The following is an 18,629-nucleotide window of genomic DNA, read 5'->3' as shown; positions in this document are numbered from 1 at the left end:
TCGGCCACTCGCCGTCAGGACGCCTCCTGCGTCGTGGCAAGGGTCTGCAGATAGCGCATCAGCGTCATCAAGACATCCCTGCTGGACGTCCGCTGCCGCGCGTCGCACAGCACGATCGGCACCGAATCCGGGAGGTCCAGCGCGCCGCGCAGCTCCTCGATCGGGTAACCGGGGGCGTCCGGGAAGGAGTTGACCGCCACCACGAAGGGCACGCCCCGCTCCTCCAGGCGGCCGATGACGTCGAAGCTCACCTCCAGGCGGCGGGTGTCGACAAGTACCACCGCCCCGAGCGCGCCCTCGAACAGGCCGCGCCACAGGAACCAGAAGCGCTCCTGGCCGGGGGTGCCGAAGAGGTAGAGGACCAGTTCCTCGTTGATGCTGATGCGGCCGAAGTCCATGGCGACGGTCGTGGACGTCTTGCCGCCGATGCCTGCCGTGTCGTCGATGCCGACGCCGGCCTGGGTCATCGTCTCCTCGGTGGTCAGTGGGCGGATCTCGCTGACCGAGCCGACCAGGGTCGTCTTGCCGACCCCGAAGCCGCCCACGATCACCACCTTGACGGCGGCCGCGGCGGTCGCCGGCAGTACGTCCTCGCTCCGCGGCCCGGCGGTCCGTGCCGGCTGCTCAGAGCCTCTGAAGTCCATCGATCACTGCCTCAATCAAAGCGCGGTCGGGGAGTCGGGCGGGTGGAACGGGGGCGCGCGCGATCACCCGGTTGTCGGCGAGCAGATCGCCGAGCAGGACGGTGACGACGCTGACGGGGAGTCCCGTGTAGGCGGATACCTCCGCGACGGACAGCGGCGACTGGCACAGCTGGATGATCGTCGCGTGTTCCGGCTGCATGCCGGGCTTGGGCCGGGACCTGGCCACGACCAGCGTGACCAGGTCGAGGTCGACCGGGGCGGACGAGGCGCTGCGGCCGCCCGTGATGACGTAGAGCCGTTCGGGGCTGGCCTCCTCCCAGTCCCCGTCGCCCGGGTTGCTCACCTGGGCGTTCCGTCCTCGCGGGGCGGGCTGCTCAAGTGTTCGCCTATTCGCAGGACGAGGTCGCGCATGCGCTGGCCCATCAGGCCGGCGTCGACACCCTCGTCCGCGAGTACGGCGAGGAAGGCGCCCGCGCCCGCCGCCATCAGATAGAAGAAGCCGCCGTCCATCTCGATCACGACGAGCCGCATCCGGCCGTCGCTGTGCGGGAGTTCGGAGGCGACCGCGCCCGCCAGGGACTGGAGTCCGGCGCAGGCGGCCGCCAGCCGGTCGGCCGTGTCGGTGTCCGTGCCGTACTGGGCCATGCGCAGACCGTCGGCGGAGAGCACGACCACATGCCGGGTCTGCGGCACTCCTTCCGCGAGGTCCTTGAGCATCCAGTCCATGTTGGCCTGCTGCTGAATCATGGCTGCGTGTTCCCCTTGCTGGCGTCGGAGGGCTCCCCGGAGAGGCCGCTCTGGAAGGCGGCCAGCCACATTCCGGGCTGCACCTGTGGTGCGGGCTCCTGGTCAGGAGCCTCGGTGGGCGTGGCCGGCACCGGTGCGGCGGGCTCGGCTGGCGTGGCGGTGGCGAGTGACTTGCGGCGCCGCTGCGGCAGTCCGTTCGTGGTGCGTTCGGCCACGGCGGGTGCGGGGTCGCCGGACACCGGGCCGGTGACCGGGCGCTCCCCGGAGGAGGAGACGGAAGCGGAGGAGTACGCCGGGGCGGGAGCCGGGGCCGGGGCCCCGGCCTGCGCCGCCGGCACCGAGGCCGCCGCCGGGAGCGTCGCCGGCGGCACCGACGCGGCCCCGATGCCGTGGGCGAGGCCCGTCGCGGACGCCGTCGTGGTGATCATCTCCTGCGGTACGACGACGACGGCGCGGACACCGCCGTACGCGGACGAACGCAGGGACACCTGGAAGCCGTACGCCTGTGCGAGCCGGCCGACCACGGCGAGGCCGAGGCGAGGCGTCTCACCGAGGTCGTTGAGGTCGATGCCCTGCTGTGCCTGGCGCAGCATCCGCTCGGCCCGCTTGCGGGCCTCCTCGCTCATGCTGACGCCGCCGTCCTCGATCTCGACGGCGATGCCCGACTGGACGTCGACGGCGGTCAGATGGACCTTGGTCTGCGGCGGCGAGTAGCGGGTCGCGTTGTCGAGGAGCTCCGCGAGCGCGTGGATCAGCGGCTCGACGGCGGCGCCGGTGACGGCGACCTCGGTGACGGAGTGCAGTTCGACGCGCTGGTAGTCGATGATCCGGGACATGGCGCCGCGCAGCACGCTGTAGAGCGGGACGGCCCGGCTCCACTGGCGGCCGGGACGGGCCCCGCCCAGTACGGCGATGGAGTCGGCGAGCCGGCCGATCAGGGCGGTGCCGTGGTCGAGGCGGAGCAGATCGCCGAAGACGTCCGGTGCCTTGCCGTGCCGGTCCTCCATCTCGCGGAGTTCCTGGGCCTGCTGGTGGACGATGGCCTGGACGCGGCGGGCGATGTTCACGAAGGCGCGCTGTGCGGACTCGCGCAGGTCCTCCTCGGCGATGACGGCGTCGACCACCGCGCGGACGACCGCCTGGTGGGCCTCAGGGGCGCTGAGCGTGGCGAGGACGTCCTCGGGGAACTCGCCTCTGCGCAGCCGTTCCACGGCCTCGGGCAGCAGGGTGCCGGCGAGGTGCGCGGTCTCGGACGCCTGGCGGGCGAGCACGGTGTCGCGTTCGGCGACGGACCGCCGCAGCGCCTCGATCGTCCTGCCACGGCGGGCGGCCTCGGCGCCGATGACGGCGATCGCGACGGCGGCGAGGCCACCGATGACCGCGACGGGGACACGAGCCGGAGTGGAGACCAGGGCCACCGCGACTGCGGTGGCGGCGGCGGTCAGAGCGGCGGGCAGCAGCCACCCGAAAGAGGCCGCGGAACGCGGGATTCCACTTCCGGGCGACGATTCCTCACGGATCATCAGCACCCTCAAAACCATCGAATGGAAACGATCATATGACGACGCTGAGGGAGCATAGTCGTTCAGAAGCAAGGGTGTTGACGTCGGGTCACAGATTGGACAGCGGCCTCGCGCCGGTTTGACACGGCTCGTGCGGCACACGAAAGGGCGCCCCGGAATCATGCGATCCGGGGCGCCCTTTCAGACAGGGGTCAGACAGGGGCCGTGGCCTTGCGCCCCACCAGGTCAGGCCGCTGCCGCGTCCGCCGCCTGAGCCTTCAGCGCCCGCTCGATGCCCGCGCGGGACTCCGAGACCAGCCGCCGCAGGGCCGCGTTCGGGGCGGCCGAATCCAGCCATGCGTCGGTCGCGTCCAGAGTCGCCTGCGACACCTGGAGCGAGGGGTAGAGGCCGATCGCGATCTGCTGGGCGACCTCGTGCGAGCGGGAGTCCCACACGCCCTTCACCGCCGCGAAGTACGCCGAAGCGTACGGGGCGAGCAGCTCGCGCTGGTCGGTCTGGACGAAGCCGGCGATGATCGCCTCCTGCACCGCGTTCGGCAGCTCGCCGGTCTCGACGACCGACTCCCACGCCTCCGCCTTGGCCTCCGCCGTCGGGCGCGCGGCCCGGGCGGTCGCCGCGTGGCGCTCACCGGCGGCGGTCTTGTCGCGCTCCAGCTCGGCCGCGATCTCCTCCTCGTCGAAGTCGCCGGTCGCCGCCAGCCGCTCGACGAAGGCCCAGCGCAGCTCGGTGTCGACGACCAGGCCCTCGATGGCCTCGTTGCCGTCCAGCAGCGCCGCCAGGAGCTCCAGCTGCTGCGGGGTGCGTGCGGTCGCCGCGAACGCCCGTGCCCACGCCAGCTGGTGGTCGCTGCCCGGTTCCGCCGCCCGCAGATGCGCCAGCGTCGCCTCGGTCCACTGGGTCAGCCCTGCCTCGCGCCACTCCGGCGCCGCGTACAGGTCGAGCGCCGCCTTCACCTGCCGCTGCAGCGACTGGACGACGCCGATGTCCGACTCCTTGCCGATGCCCGACAGCACCAGCGACAGATAGTCGCGGGTGGCCAGTTCGCCGTCGCGCGTCATGTCCCACGCGGACGCCCAGCACAGCGCGCGCGGCAGCGACTCGGTGAAGTCGCCCAGGTGCTCGGTGACCGTCCTCAGCGACGCGTCGTCGAGCCGCACCTTCGCGTACGACAGGTCGTCGTCGTTGAGCAGCACGACCGCCGGGCGCACCTTGCCCACCAGCTGCGGCACCGCGGTCAGTTCACCGTCGACGTCGAGCTCGATCCGCTCGGTCCGCACCAGGCTGCCGTCGCGCAGGTCGTAGCAGCCGATGGCGATCCGGTGCGGCCGCAGCACGGCCTCGCCCTTCGCGCCCGTGGGCAGCGCGGGGGCCTCCTGCTTGACCGCGAACGAGGTGATCACGCCGGACGCGTCGGTGTCGATCACCGGGCGCAGGAGGTTGATACCGGCGGTTTCCAGCCATGCCTTCGACCATGTCTTCAGATCCCGGCCGCTGGTCTCCTCCAGCGCGCCGAGCAGGTCCGGCAGCCGTGTGTTGCCGAACGCGTGCTGCTTGAAGTACGCCTGCACACCCCGGAAGAACTCGTCCATGCCGACGTACGCGACCAGCTGCTTCAGCACCGATGCGCCCTTGGCGTACGTGATGCCGTCGAAGTTCACGAGCACGTCGTCGAGATCGCGGATCTCGGCCATGATCGGGTGCGTGGACGGCAGCTGGTCCTGCCGGTACGCCCAGGTCTTCTCCGAGTTGGCGAACGTCGTCCACGCGTGCGGCCACCTCGAGCCCGGCGCGTACGCCTGGCAGGCGACCGACGTGTACGTGGCGAACGACTCGTTCAGCCACAGGTCGTTCCACCACTCCATGGTGACCAGATCGCCGAACCACATGTGGGCCAGCTCGTGGAGGATCGTCTCGGCCCGCCGCTCGTACGCCGCGTCGGTCACCTTCGAACGGAACACGTACTGGTCGCGGATGGTCACCGCGCCCGCGTTCTCCATCGCGCCCGCGTTGAACTCGGGCACGAAGAGCTGGTCGTACTTGGCGAAGGGATACGCGTAGTCGAACTTCTCCTGGAACCAGTCGAAGCCCTGCCGGGTGACCTCGAAGACCGCGTCCGCGTCCAGGAACTCGGCGAGCGACGGCCGGCAGTAGATGCCGAGCGGCACGCTCTGCCCGTCCTTCTCGTACGAGCTGTGCACCGAGTGGTACGGACCGACGATCAGCGCCGTGATGTACGAGGAGATCCGCGGCGTCGGCTCGAAGACCCAGATGTTGTCCTTGGGCTCCGGCGTCGGCGAGTTGGAGACGACCGTCCAGCCCTCCGGCGCCTTCACCGTGAACTGGAAGGTGGCCTTCAGGTCGGGCTGCTCGAAGGAGGCGAACACCCGGCGGGCGTCCGGCACCTCGAACTGCGTGTAGAGGTAGGTCTGCTGGTCGACCGGGTCGACGAAGCGGTGCAGCCCCTCGCCCGTGTTCGTGTACGCGCAGTCCGCGACGACCCTCAGCTCGTTCGGGCCCTCGTGCAGATGGGGCAGCGCGATCCGCGAGTCCCGGAAGACCGCGGCCACGTCCAGCGACTTGCCGTTCAGCACGGCCTCGTGCACGGCGGGTGCGACCAGGTCGATGAAGGTCTCCGCGCCGTGCTCGGCGGAGTCGAAGCGCACGGTGGTCACGGACCGGTAGGTGCCGCCCTCCCGCGCCCCGGTGAGATCGAGGTCGATCTCGTACGCGTCGACGGTGAGCAGGCGCGCCCGCGCTTGCGCCTCTTCACGGGTCAGGTTCGTGCCAGGCACCCGGTCATCTCCTCGGTTCTGCGTCCTCGGTATGTGATGTTTCGGGTCATCCTTCCACGGCCGTGGTCCGAGCGGGGTGGCGTCTGCATTCCTACTCGGGTAGCATAATCCGTATGAAGATCAGTGTGAGCCTGCCGGAGCGGGATGTCGCGTTCGTCGACGAGTACGCCGTCGAGACGGCGGCAGAGTCCAGATCGGCCGTGATACACGCCGCGATCGAGCTGCTTCGCGCCTCGCGCCTGGAGGCCGATTACGAGGCGGCGTTCGCGGAATGGGACGCGAGCGAGGACGCGGCGTTCTGGGACCAGTTCTCGGGGGACGGGCTGACTGATGAGGCGCGGTGACGTCTACCTCGTCGACTATGAGCCGGTGAGGGGCAGCGAGGTGAACAAGGCACGTCCGGCGGTGATCGTTTCGAACGACGGCGCCAACGCGACCGTGGAGCGCACACAGCGTGGTGTGGTCACCCTGGTGCCGTTGACGACGAACACATCACGTGTCTATCCCTTCCAGGTCCTGCTCTCAGCGGCCGAATGCGGTCTGCCGAAGGACTCCAAGGTGCAGTGCGAGCAGGTGCGCGCGCTGGCACCGGAGCGCCTGCTGCGGCGCCTCGGCTCCGTGCCGCGCCAGCGCATGGCCGAGATCGATACGGCCCTCCGCCGTCACCTGGCCCTGTGAACGTGGAAGGGCGGCCACCCGCACGGGTGGCCGCCCTTCCACGTTCACAGGCCCGGCGTCAGCCGCGGAGCTCCTCCGCCACCAGTTCCGCGATCTGCACGGCGTTCAGCGCCGCGCCCTTGCGGAGGTTGTCGTTGGAGAGGAAGAGCGCGAGGCCGTTGTCGACGGTCTCGTCCACCCGGATCCGGCCCACGTACGACGCGTCCTTGCCGGCCGCCTGGAGCGGGGTCGGGATCTCGGAGAGCTCGACGCCCTCCGCGTCCCTCAGCAGCTCGTAGGCGCGCTCCACGCCGATCGGACGCTCGAAGCGGGCGTTGACCTGGAGCGAGTGGCCGGAGAAGACCGGGACGCGGACACAGGTGCCGGACACCTTCAGCTCCGGGATCTCCAGGATCTTGCGGGACTCGTTGCGGAGCTTCTGCTCCTCGTCGGTCTCGAAGGAGCCGTCGTCGACGATCGAGCCGGCGAGCGGGAGCACGTTGAAGGCGATCGTGCGCTGGTAGACACCGGGGTCGGGGAAGTCCACCGCCCCGCCGTCGTGCGTGAGCGCGGCGGCGCCCTCGGCGACGGCCTTGACCTGGCCGTCCAGCTCGGCGACGCCCGCCAGTCCGGAGCCGGAGACCGCCTGGTAGGTGGTGGCGACCAGCGCGGTGAGGCCCGCCTCCTGGTGCAGCGGCTTCAGCACCGGCATCGCGGCCATCGTCGTGCAGTTCGGGTTGGCGATGATGCCCTTGGGGCGGTCCTTGACCGCGTGCGGGTTGACCTCGGACACGACGAGCGGGACCTCGGGGTCGCGGCGCCAGGCGGAGGAGTTGTCGATCACGACGGCGCCCTGGGCGGCGACCTTCTCCGCGAGCGCGCGGGAGGTCGCGCCCCCGGCCGAGAAGAGCACGATGTCCAGGCCGGTGTAGTCGGCGGTCGAGGCGTCCTCGACGGTGATCTCGCGGCCCTCCCACTCGATGGTGGAGCCGGCCGACCGGGCGGACGCGAAGAGCCGCAGTTCGTCGGCCGGGAACTTGCGCTCGGCGAGGATCTTGCGCATGACCGTGCCGACCTGCCCGGTGGCTCCGACGATTCCGACCTTCACAGGGACTCCTCCGTCTGTTGGTGCGGCCTGGGTGGCCCGGTGGCTTTCCATGATGCGTGTCCCCCCGGCCGCCTTGTCCAATCCATTGTCCGAAGGACGGAACGCCTCGCCACACGCGGAAGGGCGGGCGCCCGCCGGACGCCCGCCCTCCTCATCACGCGGTGATCGTTACGGAGATCGTTACGGAACGACCTTCTCGATCACGACGCTGCCGGTGCCCGCGGCGGTTCCGCGCGTGTTCAGGAGCTGGACCTCGCCGAAGAACTGCCGGCCCTCGGGGGCCGCGCTGCCCACCACGACCTCGGCGGCGACCTGCGCCGACGCGCCGCTGGCGAGCTTCACCGACTGGGTCTCGTCGACCTTGACGGTGCCGAGGGAGGAGGCGAAGAACACGTCCCGGTAGTTGTACTCGGTGGTGCCGGCCGGGACCGCGTAGCCGACGATCACGACCGTGTACGTACCGGCGGCCGGCTCGGTGAGGCTGACGGACTCCTCCGAGTCGCCGTCCGCGGACTGGCCGACCAGCTGGTCGCCCAGGTAGACCTCCAGGTCGAGGTCGGCCGCGGTGTCCGAGACGCCGCCGATGGCGATGTCGAGCCGCTCGACGCCCTCACCGACGGTGACGGAGCTCTCCTGCGTCTCGTGGTTCGCGATCGTCGGACGGGCCACCTTCGCCGAGCCGAGCGAGCCGCCCTTCAGCTTGCCGTCGATGGCGGCGAAGCCGTTGGTGACCTTCCAGTCGACCGCGGCCGGGGTGCCGACCTTGGCCTCGGGGAGGGTCTTCACGGCCGGGTCGAAGGCGGCGCCGAGCACCTGGACGTCCAGCGTGTACGGGTTGTCCAGCAGCGGTGACGTACGGCGCGACTCGACCTCGATCTCCCAGACGCCCGGCTGCGGGTCGGCGTACGACCGCAGGTCGGGGCGGCAGGTGTTGGCCGGGCTTTCGTAGTTCGGGTAGCAGAAGATCGTCGAGCTGTCCTCGACGGCCACGCCGTACGGGTGGATCGCGATGAAGCGGGTCTGGCTCTTGCCCTTCAGTCCGCCGAGCGCGACCTCCAGCGTCTTCGCGCCCTCGGGAACGGTCACGAAGTACGACGTGTGGCTGTTGCGCTGCACGGAGCCGGAGGCCGAGAAGGAGTACGACGGCGCGGCCAGCTCCTTGGAGACGACCACGGTGGCGAGGATCTGCTTGTCCACGCCCTCGCTGCGGACGTCGTCGACCTCCAGGATCGCGCTGTGCACACCCGCGGTCCGCGGCCGGGCGTCGACCTTGACGGTCACCGGCTTGTCCAGCGGCAGCCAGACGGCGCCGGAGCCCGGCAGGTCGAAGGTGCCGTCGTTGTACTTCCAGTCCAGCTCGTGCCGGATCGGACGGTCGGGACCGGTGGTGCGCACGATGGTGACCTCGTACGACTTCTTCTGGCCGGCCTTCAGGCCGCCCTCGCGGTCGTACAGGCCGGTGCCGAAGCCCGGGGTCTTCAGGAACTGGTCGATGTTGGTGTCGACCGGCGCCTCGACCGTGTACTCGTGGGCGGTGGCGCCGTCCGTGATCGCGTCCCAGGCGTCCGGGATGTCGATCTGGCCGGAGCCCTGCTCGTGCGCGGCCGCCCCGCTGATCCTGTTCGCGGTGCTGGTCAGTGCGGTGCGCAGGGTCGCCGGGGCGAGGTCGATCTTCCGCTGCGCGGCGGCGGAGAGCAGCAGTGCGCTCGCGCCCGCGGCCTGCGGCGACGACATCGAGGTGCCCTGGAGCATGCCGTAGCCGGCGGGCAGCTGGTATCCGGCCTCCGCGACCGGGGCGCCCGGCAGCCAGGTCTGGATGGTGTTGATCGCGGCACCGGGCGCGGTGATCGTCGGGGTGAAGCCGCCGTCCTCACGCGGGCCGCGCGAGGAGAAGGGGAACATGGCGTACTTCTTCTCCACGGCCGAGCCGTAGTTGGCGGCCCAGGTCTCCTTGGAGATCGCGGCGCCGACGGAGATGACCTTGTCCGCAAGGCCGGGGTCGCCGATGGTGTTGATGCCGGGGCCCTCGTTGCCGGCCGAGATCACCAGCTGGACGCCGTAGTCGTCGATGAGCCGGGTGTAGAGCTCGGCGCGGGCGTTGTTGCCGTCGTTGAGCGCCGGCAGACCGCCGATCGACATGTTGACGATGTCGACGCCCCGGTTGATGACCAGGTCGGCCATGCCCTCGGTGAGCGCCACGTTGGTGCAGCCGCCGCCCCAGGAGCAGGCGCGCGAGGAGACCAGCTTGGCGCCGGGGGCGGCGCCGTTCATCTTCCCGCCGAACAGGCCGTTTGCGGCGGTGATGCCGGCGACGTGGGTGCCGTGCTCGGACTCGATGATGCCGACGTTGACGAAGTCGGCCTTCTTGCCGACCCAGTCCCCGCCGAACGGGTCCATCGGGACGTCCTTGCGGATCTCGATCACGAACGGGATCCGCTCGGCCACCTCGGTGGCCGGGTTGTCCGTGCCGAAGTACCCGACCTGGTAGCCGTTCCTGTACGGCTTCATCGCGGTGTTGTCCGTGAAGTCGCCGTCCTGGTCGGTGTCGACGCGCACGGTGCCCGCGGCCGGGTCGTACAGCAGACCGAACACGTCGGTGGTGTCGCCGTCCCGGTTGATGTCACCGCGCGCATCGCCCGTGGCCGTGACCGACTCGCTGAACCGGCTCCACTGGAAGCTGCCCTCGGGGGACTTCCAGGTCAGACCGCCCGCCGTGAACGTACCGCCGGTGACCGGGGTGACCTGGGCGCGCCAGGTGCCGTCGCCGTCGGTGATCGGGTCGGTGGCGGTCACCCAGTCGGCGATCTTGCGCTCGCCGGTGGTGGTCTTCTGGAGCGCCGGGTGGCCGAGGTCGACACCCGAGTCCATGATGCCGATGGTCACGCCGCGGCCGTCGTACTTCGGGTGGTCCTGGACGAACTCGACCGCGCCCGTCTCGAACGACGGGTTGTACGGGTTCTTCGCGGCGGTGTTCTTCCCCGGCGCCGGGTACGTGCCGGCGGTCGGCTGCGAGCCCGCTCCCTTGCCGCGGTCGCCCGCGGGCGTGGGGTCGTCCAGCTCGATCTCGTGCTTGAGGTCGATGCCGTGGACGCTGGAGAGCTTGGTGGCCGCCTTGATGGCGGCGTCGGCCTCGGCGGTCGGCAGGGTGGCGCGGACATAGCCGAGCCTGTCGAACGTCCTGCCGACCGAGCCACCCCGTACGGCGTCGAGCTGGGCGGCGACCTGCTCGGTCTGGCCGGGGGCGGTGGCGACCATCAGCGTGACGGTCTTCTCGCCCTTGGCCTCGGCCTCGGCGAGCAGATCGGCGTCGGCGGAGCCGAGCTTGTCGGCCGCGGGCGCGGCCTTGACGGGTGCCGGGCCTGCCGGGTCGTCGGCGGTCACGGCGTGGACGGGGGCGGCGCCGGTGGCCATCAGTGCGGCCACGAGTCCGGCCGCTGCTGCCACCCGGGCCGCGCGTCTCGGCCCGGATATGGAGCTCTGGGATTCGCTGGTCATCTGCATCCCTGTGAGTGAAAGAGAGGGTCCGGATTTCGGTGCCGGATGACCGCTCACCCTTTCGTAAATGACAGCGGTTTGTGGAGAGTTGGCCGAGGCGGGATACGGTCATGGCGCACATCCGCCACTGGCGGAACATGCACCATGGCGGACAAAGGTCCAGATAGAAGGACGATCCGGTGCGCAGGTCGTTCAATCCGAGCCGATTCAGTGACGGAGCGTCAGGCTCCGTATGTCTTCGCGTCACGCCGGGACCCCGATAGCGCGGTCGCGACCGGTGCCCGGGGGCCGGTGAGGACCGGGGGTCTAATCTCTGTGCATGGGTCAGGTGTTGCGGGTGGCGGCCTACGCCGTGTGCGTACGGGACGCACGGATTCTGCTCGCCCGCTGGGTGGCACGGGACGGCGCGAGGCGCTGGACCCTCCCCGGCGGGGGAATGGACCACGGTGAGGACCCGCTCGACACCGTTGTCCGCGAAGTCGCCGAAGAGACCGGATACGCGGCCGAGGTGACCGCACTGCTCGGCCTCGACTCGATGCATGTGCAGCGCCCGCCCAGAGGCCGCGGCAGACCCGGCGGCGGCTCCGACTTCCACAGCCTGCGCATCCTCTACGAGGGACGGATCACCGGCGGCGCACTGCGCCCCGAGACCGGCGGGTCCACGGACCTCGCCGCCTGGCACCCGCTCGACGACGTCCCCGGCCTCGAACGGGTCGCGCTCGTCGACATCGGCCTGGCGCTGTGGCGCGATCGGCCCCCGGTGGGCAGGGCGGACGGACACCGCCCCGCGGACGGCTGAAACCGGATCAACCCCTACGCGCCGGGCAACGCCGCGCCGTCCGTCGGAGTCCTGCCGTGCGAGTCGCTCGCAGAGGCTCACGGAAGCGCGCAGACAGGAGAGTTCGTATGCCGGTACGCCGTGCCCGCACCGTCCGCGCCGTCCGCGCCGTCCGCGCCGTCCGCGCCGTCCGCGCCGTCCGCGCCGAACGTACCGCAGGCGTCGCACGTTCCGCTCGAACCGCATGCACCGCACATTCCGCAAGCGTCGCGCTGGTCGGAGCGCTCGCCGCGGCCGCGGTCGCCGCCGCCACGCTCGTCCCGCCCGCCGTCTCCGCGGCCTCCGCCGCCGAGACGGGGACCGGCACCGGCCACGCCGGCACCCGCGCCGCCATCGAGGCGTCCGTCCGTGCCGGAGTCCCCGGCGTCGTCGCCGGGGCACGGGACCGCCGCGGCGCCTGGGACGGCACCACCGGCCTCGCGAACACTGCCACCGGCCGTGAGCGGCTTCCGCAGGACCGTTTCCGCGTCGGCTCCATCACCAAGACGTTCGTCGCCACGGTCCTCCTGCAACTGGAGGCCGAGGGCAAGCTGGGCCTGGACGACACCGTCGACACCTGGCTGCCCGGCCTCGTCCGCGGCAACGGCCACGACGGGCGGCGCACCACTGTGCGGCAGCTCCTCAACCACACCAGCGGCATCTACAACTACACCGGCGACAGCGACTTCGCCGAGCAGGTCTTCGGGCCCGGCTTCTTCGAGCACCGCTACGACACCTGGCAGGCCCGCGAGCTCGTCGCCGTCGCCATGCGCCACAAGCCGGAGTTCGCCCCCGGCACCGGCTGGAGCTACTCCAACACCAACTACATCCTCGCCGGAATGGTGATCGAGGAGGTGACGGGCCGGCCCTACGGACGGGAGGTCGAGCGCCGCATCCTGCACCCGCTGAAGCTGACCGCGACCAGCGTGCCCGGCACCGTCGCCGGGATGCCGAGCCCCAGCGGCCGCGCCTACTCGAAACTCTCCCCCGACCCGGCCGCGGACACGGTCCACGACGTCACCGAGCTGAACCCGTCGGCCGCGGGCGCGGCGGGCGAGATGATCTCCAGCACCTCTGATCTGCAGCGCTTCTACCGGGCGCTGCTGGGCGGAAAGCTCCTTCCCGCACGGCAGTTGAAGCAGATGACGGAGACCGTCCCCATCTCACCGGAGCTCCCGCAGCACCGCTACGGGCTCGGTCTGACGCGTACGACGCTGTCCTGCGGCAAGGAGGTCTGGGGCCATGGCGGCGGCATCCACGGGTCCTCGTCCGAGGCGGTCACCACCCGGGACGCCCGGCACTCGCTCGCGCTGAACCTCAACGCGGACTGGACGGGTGACCCGGCGGCCGTCGTGGACGCCGAGTTCTGCCGGCCGTCCGCCCGCGCCACCGGCTAACGGGGAAGGACGACCACATAGGCGGCGGGCTCCCGGTCCGACGCGGCCATCAGGGCCGTACGGATCACCATCGCCTGCTGGACGGGGGTGTCCCGCAGCTTTTTCGGGGTGATGTGCACGACCGTGATGCCGAGCCGTTCCAGGTGCTCGCGCTTGCGGCTGTACTCGGCCCACTCCGGATCGAGGCCCTCGCCCTGGTCGCCCGGTCCGCGGTGCCGGCCGTGCCCGCTGGGGCGCGGGGCGCGGGTGTCGAGCTCGACGGCGACGGCCTGCTCGGGCCAGTACGCGTCCACGCCGCCCAGGTGGGGGCCGCCGGGCAGGCGCAGGTCGACGTTCCACAGCGGCTCGGGCAGCCCGTACATCCGGACCAGGTCGTACAGCCGGTCCTCGGCCAGGGCCCGGCCCTCGGCGAGCAGTGAGTCCACGGCGTCCACCACATGGGCGCGCGAGAGCAGCCGGGCGCGGTTCAACTCCCTGACCACCACGCCGGGTTCGCAGTGGCCGCCGCGGACCGCCTCGGTGAGCAGCCGGCGCACCGAAGCGGCGTCGGACAGCCGTGCCACGGCGTCCGCGAGGGCGCGGGCCACCGGCGCCACGGGCAGTCCCGTCACCTCTTCCGGTCTCGGCGGTGTGTGCGTCCTGATCAGCCGGGCGCATCCGGCCGACCGCAGCCGGCGGGTGCGGGGTACGAGGACATCGATCCGGTCGAGCGACAGGAGCGGCGGCGCCGACGCGAAGCGGTGCAGCGCGAGGGCGGCGAGTCCGGTGATCATCGCCTCACCGGGCCCGTCGCTCCGGTCGGTCTTGGCGGCGGCCGGGGCGGCCGGGGCGGCCTCGACGGCCTCACCGCCGCGCCCGGCGGGTCGCCCCGCGTACAGCAGCACGGCGTGCAGCCGCTCCTCGCTGGTGGGCGGCCCCGGGTGCAGCACGTAGACCCCCGGCAGCACCTGCTGCCACGGGCCGCCGGGCCTGCACTGCTCGGCGGCCTTGCTCGCGGGGATGCCGTGGTCGCGCAGCTGGGCGGAGGTGAGGACCCGGCTGCGGACGTCGGAGAGGTGGCTCAAGGGCCGGGGGGAGAGAGGGGTGTTGTGGTTCATGACCCGCCAATTCCCTTGTGCCCGGGGCTCGCTAACCGCTGTTACACAGCCGTCGACAATTCCGGACATCACCGTCCTAAAGTACGGACGTTCGAGTGCCGATCAACCGCGGGATCTCCGCCCGGCCCTCCCGTCAGGCGTGCAGTGCGTCGCACGCCTGGGCGCGCAGGGCCCGGGCCAGGTCGTCCCGCGATTCCAGCACCAGACGCCGCAGTGCGGGCGGGGCCGAGGCATGGGACGCCAGCCATGCGTCCGTCGCCTCCAGTGTGGCCGGGTCGTCCTGGAGGGCCGGGAAGAGCCCCCGGACGACGTCCATCCCGATCTGGATGGAGCGCTCCGCCCACACCCGTTCGATCGCCGCGAAGTACTTCTCCGTGTACGGCGCGATCAGCTCCCGCTGCGACGCCTGTACGAAGCCCGAGATCGTCGCCGTCACCAGCGCGTTCGACAGGGCGTCGGACTCCACCACCTGCGCCCACGCCTGGTCCTTGACCGCGGCCGACGGCCGCGCCGCCAGGCACCGCACCTGGTACCGCTTGCCGGACGCGGTGTCGTCCCGCGCCAGCTCGTCCCCGATCGCCCGCTCGTCCGCCTGCCCCCGAGCGGCGAGCGGCTCCAGGAACGCCCAGCGCAGCTCCTGGTCGACATCGAGCCCGTCGATCTTCGCGGTGCCGTCGAGCAGCCCCCGCAGGAGCTGGAAGTCCGCGTCCGTCGCCGCGGCCGCGGCGAAGAACCGCGCCCAGGTCAGCTGGTGTTCGCTGCCCGGCTCCGCCGTCCGCAGCTCGCGCAGCGCGCACGCGGACAGCAGCCGCCCGCCCTCCTCGCGCCACTCGGGCACCGCGTAGTGCACGAGGGCGGTGTGCGCCCACGCGTGCACCATCTGGAGCACGCCGATGTCCGACTCCCGCCCGGCGAAGTCCTGGACGAGCGCGACGAAGTCGCGGGCCGGCATCAGCGCGTCGCGCGTCAGGTTCCACAGCGCCGACCAGCACAGCGCACGCGCCAGCGGGTCCGTCACCGCCCCCAGATGCGAGCGCAGCGTCTCCAGTGAGCCCTCGTCGAAGCGGATCTTGCAGTACGTCAGGTCGTCGTCGTTGACGAGCACCAGCGCGGGCCGCTCGGCCCCTGCCAGCTCGCCGACGACCGTCCTCGCCCCGACGACGTCCACCTCGGCGCGGGCGTACCGCACCAGGTCCGCGCCCTCGTGCCGGTACAGCCCCACCGCGGCCCGGTGCGGCCGCAGGACGTCCCCGTCCTGGACCACGGCGAGTTCGGTGACGCGGCCCGCGGCGTCGTACGTCACCACCGGCGTCAGGGAGTCGACGCCCGCCGTCTCCAGCCATGACCGCGACCATGCGGCCATGTCCCGCCCGGAGGTCTCCTCCAGCACCTCCAGCAGATCGCCCAGCCGGGTGTTCCCGTACGCGTGCCGCTTGAAGTAGCGTCGCGCGCCTTCGAGGAAGGCGTCCCGGCCCGCGTAGGCCACCAGCTGCTTGAGCACCGACGCGCCCTTGGCGTACGTGATGCCGTCGAAGTTGAGCTTCGCGTCCTCCAGGTCGCGGATGTCCGCCGTGACCGGATGGGTGGAGGGCAGCTGGTCGGCCCGGTAGGCCCAGGACTTGCGGCTGTTCGCGAAGGTCACCCAGCCGTCGCGGAAGCGGGTCGCCTCCACCATCGAGAAGGACCCCATGAAGTCGGCGAAGGACTCCTTCAGCCACAGGTCGTCCCACCACTGCATGGTGACCAGGTCGCCGAACCACATGTGCGCCATCTCGTGCAGGATGACGTTCGCACGCCGCTCGTACGACGCCTGCGTCACCTTGCCCCGGAAGACGAACTCCTCCCGGAAGGTCACGCACCCCGGGTTCTCCATCGCGCCGATGTTGTACTCCGGCACGAACGCCTGGTCGTACTTCCCGAAGGGGTACGGGTAGTCGAAGTGGTCGTGGAAGAAGTCCAGGCCCTGCTTGGTGACGAGGAAGATGTCGTCCGCGTCGAAGTGCTTGGCCAGGCTCTTGCGGCACATCGCTCCGAGCGGGATCTCCAGCGTCGTCCCCCCGTCGAAGGTGCGCGTGTAGAGGTCCGTCTCGTGGTGGTACGGCCCGGCGACGACCGCCGTGATGTACGTGGAGATCGGCTTCGTCTCCGCGAAGCGCCAGGTCTCCCCGTCCCGCGACTCCTCCGCCCCGTTGCTCCAGACGGTCCAGCCCTCCGGTGCGGCCACCTCGAAACGGAAGGGCGCCTTCAGATCCGGCTGCTCGAAGTCGGCGAAGACACGGCGCGCGTCGGCCGGCTCGTACTGCGTGTAGAGGTAGACCTCGCCGTCCTCCGGGTCGACGAAGCGGTGCAGGCCCTCGCCGGTCCGGCTGTACGCGCACCGGGCGTCCACGACCAGCACGTTCTCGGCGCGGAGCGCGGGCAGCGCGATCCGGGAGCCGTCGAAGACGGCGGCCGGGTCCAGCTCCTCGCCGTTGAGGGTGACGGAGGTGACGGACGGCGCGACGAGGTCGGCGAAGGTGGTGGTGCCGGGCTCGGAGGCCCGGAAGCGGATCGTCGTCACCGAGCGGAACGTCCGCGGCTCCGGCCCGTCCGTGCCCTCCGCGGTGGCCGAGCGCACGTCGAGGAAGACCTCGTACCCGTCGACGGTCAGCAGCGCGGCCCGCTCGCGGGCCTCGTCGCGGGACAGATTCTCTCCGGGCACGGCCACTCCTTCGTGTCGTTCGAACAGCACCGATCCTCGCACGCGCTGCTGACCTCGGACATCGGGGAATGCCGGAAGCGGCCGGTGGTGTTGCCCCGGGGATGTCCGCATTCCGCAGGAGCGACACGAGGAGAGACATGTCCGAGACCGAGGCCAGGACCCCCGCCGACTTCTGGTTCGACCCGCTGTGCCCGTGGGCCTGGATGACGTCCCGCTGGATGCTCGAAGTGGAGAAGGTCCGCCCGGTGGACGTCCGCTGGCACGTCATGAGCCTGGCCGTGCTCAACGAGGACAGGATGGACGAACTGCCCGAGGAGTACCGCGAGGCGATGAAGAACGCCTGGGGGCCGGTCCGTGTCGTCACGGCGGCCCGGGAGAAGCACGGCGACGAGGTCGTCGGCCGGCTCTACACGGAGCTCGGCACCCGTATCCACAACGAGGGCCGCGGAGTCACCCCCGAGGTGACCCTGGAGGCCCTGGCCGCGGTGGGGCTCCCGGCGGAGCTCGCCGAGTACGCCGGATCGGACGCGTACGACACCGAGCTGCGCGCCTCCCACGAGGAGGGCATCTCCAAGGTCGGCCAGGAGGTCGGCACTCCGGTCATCGCGGTGCCCGGCGACGACGGCGAGCAGATCGCCTTCTTCGGCCCGGTCGTCACCCCGGCGCCCCGGGGCGAGGAGGCGGCGAAGCTGTGGGACGGCACGCTGATGGTGGCGTCGATCCCGGGCTTCTACGAGATCAAGCGCACCCGCACGAAGGGCCCCGACTTCTCCAACCTGTGAGCCCGCCTGCCTGCCCGCCCGCCTGCCCGCGGCCGTGCCGGCAGGGAAGGGCCCCCGCGAGTCATGTCCTCGCGGGGGCCCTTCTTTCATCCGCCTGCACGTGAAGGGTGAGAAGACGATCACGAGCAGGACGACTGTGCCGCCGGCGCCCCGTCAGGGGGCGATGAGCGGGGTGCGCTCCCTGGCACCGGCGTAACGCTTCGCCACGTCCTGCCAGTTGACGACCTGCCACATGGCCTCGATGAAGTCCACCTTCTGGTTCTTGTACTGGAGATAGAAGGCGTGCTCCCAGGCGTCGAAGACCAGGATCGGGACGGACCCCTGGCCGACGTTGCCCTGGTGGTCGTAGACCTGCTCGACGATCAGCCGCCCGCTGACCGGCTCGTACGCGAGCACGCCCCAGCCGGAGCCCTGGGTCGTCGCGGCCGCCTTGGTGAGCTGCGTCCTGAACTTCTCGAACGAGCCGAACGACTCGGCGATCGCGTCCGCGAGCTCGCCGACACCGTCCTTCTCCAGCGGCTCGCCGCCGCCGTCGCCGGTCATGTTGTGCCAGTAGATGCTGTGCAGGATGTGCCCGGAGAGATGGAACGCGAGGTTCTTCTCCAGTCCGTTGATCGCCCCCCACTGGTCCTTGTCACGGGCCTCCGCAAGCTGCTCCAGCGTGTCGTTGGCGCCCTTGACGTAGGCGGCGTGGTGCTTGTCGTGGTGCAGCTCGACGATCTGCGGGTCGATGACCGGTTCGAGCGCCGCGTAGTCGTACGGAAGTTCAGGAAGCGTGTACATCGCCATGTCCGGGGCCCTCCCACTGCTTATTGCAAGTCATTCGCAAGTGCAGGCTATCAGCAGGACGGCTCGATGGTGATCACCG

15 protein-coding genes are annotated in these 18,629 nt (G+C 70.9%); 5 read left to right on the top strand and 10 right to left on the bottom strand.

Going from position 1 to position 18,629, the window contains the following annotated elements; all coding sequences use genetic code 11:
* Positions 1–14: 14 nt before the first annotated feature.
* From KK483_RS11405 to pepN (KK483_RS11385), 5 genes are all read right to left on the bottom strand, one after another.
* Positions 15–644 (bottom strand): ATP/GTP-binding protein, encoded by a 630-nt coding sequence (locus KK483_RS11405; RefSeq protein WP_262005118.1) that lies wholly within the window; start codon positions 642–644, stop codon positions 15–17.
* A complete protein-coding gene (locus KK483_RS11400) occupies positions 625–987 on the bottom strand; it encodes a DUF742 domain-containing protein (protein WP_262005117.1) in 363 nt (120 codons plus the stop codon). The genes KK483_RS11405 and KK483_RS11400 overlap by 20 nt, the downstream gene beginning before the upstream one ends.
* Positions 984–1,391, bottom strand: coding sequence for a roadblock/LC7 domain-containing protein (locus KK483_RS11395; protein WP_262005116.1), 408 nt, complete (start codon positions 1,389–1,391; stop codon positions 984–986). The genes KK483_RS11400 and KK483_RS11395 overlap by 4 nt, the downstream gene beginning before the upstream one ends.
* Entirely contained in the window at positions 1,388–2,914 is a 1,527-nt protein-coding gene (locus tag KK483_RS11390) for an ATP-binding protein (RefSeq protein ID WP_262009435.1), read from the bottom strand. Before KK483_RS11390 ends, KK483_RS11395 begins: the two co-directional genes overlap by 4 nt.
* A gap of 225 nt (positions 2,915–3,139) precedes the next feature.
* Complete coding sequence (gene pepN, locus KK483_RS11385) at positions 3,140–5,707, bottom strand: aminopeptidase N (protein WP_262005115.1); 2,568 nt, start codon at positions 5,705–5,707, stop codon at positions 3,140–3,142.
* Between the two features lie 113 nt (positions 5,708–5,820).
* Between pepN (KK483_RS11385) and KK483_RS11380 the strand changes: the two genes are divergently transcribed.
* Positions 5,821–6,051, top strand: a complete 231-nt coding sequence (locus tag KK483_RS11380; protein ID WP_262005113.1) for a ribbon-helix-helix domain-containing protein — start codon at positions 5,821–5,823, stop codon at positions 6,049–6,051.
* The gene (locus KK483_RS11375) at positions 6,038–6,385 is read left to right on the top strand and encodes a type II toxin-antitoxin system PemK/MazF family toxin (RefSeq protein ID WP_313878767.1); all 348 of its coding nucleotides are present in this window, start codon (positions 6,038–6,040) and stop codon (positions 6,383–6,385) included. The genes KK483_RS11380 and KK483_RS11375 overlap by 14 nt, the downstream gene beginning before the upstream one ends.
* A gap of 58 nt (positions 6,386–6,443) precedes the next feature.
* Here KK483_RS11375 and KK483_RS11370 read toward each other — a convergent pair whose 3' ends face one another.
* Together KK483_RS11370 and KK483_RS11365 are read right to left on the bottom strand one after the other, a co-directional pair.
* Positions 6,444–7,472, bottom strand: a complete 1,029-nt coding sequence (locus tag KK483_RS11370; RefSeq protein WP_262005112.1) for an aspartate-semialdehyde dehydrogenase — start codon at positions 7,470–7,472, stop codon at positions 6,444–6,446.
* A gap of 180 nt (positions 7,473–7,652) precedes the next feature.
* The gene (locus KK483_RS11365) at positions 7,653–10,967 is read right to left on the bottom strand and encodes a S8 family serine peptidase (protein ID WP_262005111.1); all 3,315 of its coding nucleotides are present in this window, start codon (positions 10,965–10,967) and stop codon (positions 7,653–7,655) included.
* A gap of 319 nt (positions 10,968–11,286) precedes the next feature.
* Between KK483_RS11365 and KK483_RS11360 the strand changes: the two genes are divergently transcribed.
* Positions 11,287–11,766, top strand: a complete 480-nt coding sequence (locus KK483_RS11360) for an NUDIX hydrolase (RefSeq protein WP_262005110.1) — start codon at positions 11,287–11,289, stop codon at positions 11,764–11,766.
* 107 nt (positions 11,767–11,873) lie between these two features.
* The gene (locus KK483_RS11355; RefSeq protein ID WP_262005109.1) at positions 11,874–13,181 is read left to right on the top strand and encodes a serine hydrolase; all 1,308 of its coding nucleotides are present in this window, start codon (positions 11,874–11,876) and stop codon (positions 13,179–13,181) included.
* On the opposite strand, the gene KK483_RS11350 is transcribed toward KK483_RS11355, so the two are convergent.
* Complete coding sequence (locus KK483_RS11350; RefSeq protein ID WP_262005108.1) at positions 13,178–14,278, bottom strand: hypothetical protein; 1,101 nt, start codon at positions 14,276–14,278, stop codon at positions 13,178–13,180. The genes KK483_RS11355 and KK483_RS11350 overlap by 4 nt on opposite strands.
* 133 nt (positions 14,279–14,411) lie before the next feature.
* Entirely contained in the window at positions 14,412–16,979 is a 2,568-nt protein-coding gene (gene pepN, locus KK483_RS11345) for an aminopeptidase N (protein ID WP_262005107.1), read from the bottom strand.
* 137 nt (positions 16,980–17,116) lie between these two features.
* On the opposite strand from pepN (KK483_RS11345), the gene KK483_RS11340 reads away from it, so the two are divergent.
* Entirely contained in the window at positions 17,117–17,761 is a 645-nt protein-coding gene (locus KK483_RS11340; protein ID WP_262005106.1) for a DsbA family protein, read from the top strand.
* Between the two features lie 153 nt (positions 17,762–17,914).
* Here KK483_RS11340 and KK483_RS11335 read toward each other — a convergent pair whose 3' ends face one another.
* Positions 17,915–18,550 carry a superoxide dismutase gene (locus KK483_RS11335; RefSeq protein WP_262005105.1) on the bottom strand — a complete coding sequence of 212 codons (636 nt, stop codon included), beginning with the start codon at positions 18,548–18,550 and terminating at the stop codon, positions 17,915–17,917.
* Between the last annotated feature and the right edge of the window lie 79 nt (positions 18,551–18,629).

It is taken from the genome of Streptomyces sp. FIT100, assembly GCF_024584805.1.
Lineage (GTDB): Bacteria > Actinomycetota > Actinomycetes > Streptomycetales > Streptomycetaceae > Streptomyces.
Note: the sequence above shows the minus strand (reverse complement) of the source record. Positions and strands in the feature narration are given on the sequence as shown.

What these genes read in the sequence shown, in the direction of transcription:
- KK483_RS11390 (WP_262009435.1), bottom strand. Translation starts at nt 2,914, where the DNA reads ATGATCCGTGAGGAATCGTCGCCCGGAAGTGGAATCCCGCGTTCCGCG.
- KK483_RS11380 (WP_262005113.1), top strand. Translation starts at nt 5,821, where the DNA reads ATGAAGATCAGTGTGAGCCTGCCGGAGCGGGATGTCGCGTTCGTCGAC.
- KK483_RS11350 (WP_262005108.1), bottom strand. Translation starts at nt 14,278, where the DNA reads ATGAACCACAACACCCCTCTCTCCCCCCGGCCCTTGAGCCACCTCTCC.
- KK483_RS11395 (WP_262005116.1), bottom strand. Translation starts at nt 1,391, where the DNA reads ATGATTCAGCAGCAGGCCAACATGGACTGGATGCTCAAGGACCTCGCG.
- KK483_RS11405 (WP_262005118.1), bottom strand. Translation starts at nt 644, where the DNA reads ATGGACTTCAGAGGCTCTGAGCAGCCGGCACGGACCGCCGGGCCGCGG.
- KK483_RS11365 (WP_262005111.1), bottom strand. Translation starts at nt 10,967, where the DNA reads ATGACCAGCGAATCCCAGAGCTCCATATCCGGGCCGAGACGCGCGGCC.
- KK483_RS11340 (WP_262005106.1), top strand. Translation starts at nt 17,117, where the DNA reads ATGTCCGAGACCGAGGCCAGGACCCCCGCCGACTTCTGGTTCGACCCG.
- KK483_RS11360 (WP_262005110.1), top strand. Translation starts at nt 11,287, where the DNA reads ATGGGTCAGGTGTTGCGGGTGGCGGCCTACGCCGTGTGCGTACGGGAC.
- KK483_RS11355 (WP_262005109.1), top strand. Translation starts at nt 11,874, where the DNA reads ATGCCGGTACGCCGTGCCCGCACCGTCCGCGCCGTCCGCGCCGTCCGC.
- KK483_RS11335 (WP_262005105.1), bottom strand. Translation starts at nt 18,550, where the DNA reads ATGGCGATGTACACGCTTCCTGAACTTCCGTACGACTACGCGGCGCTC.
- KK483_RS11375 (WP_313878767.1), top strand. Translation starts at nt 6,038, where the DNA reads ATGAGGCGCGGTGACGTCTACCTCGTCGACTATGAGCCGGTGAGGGGC.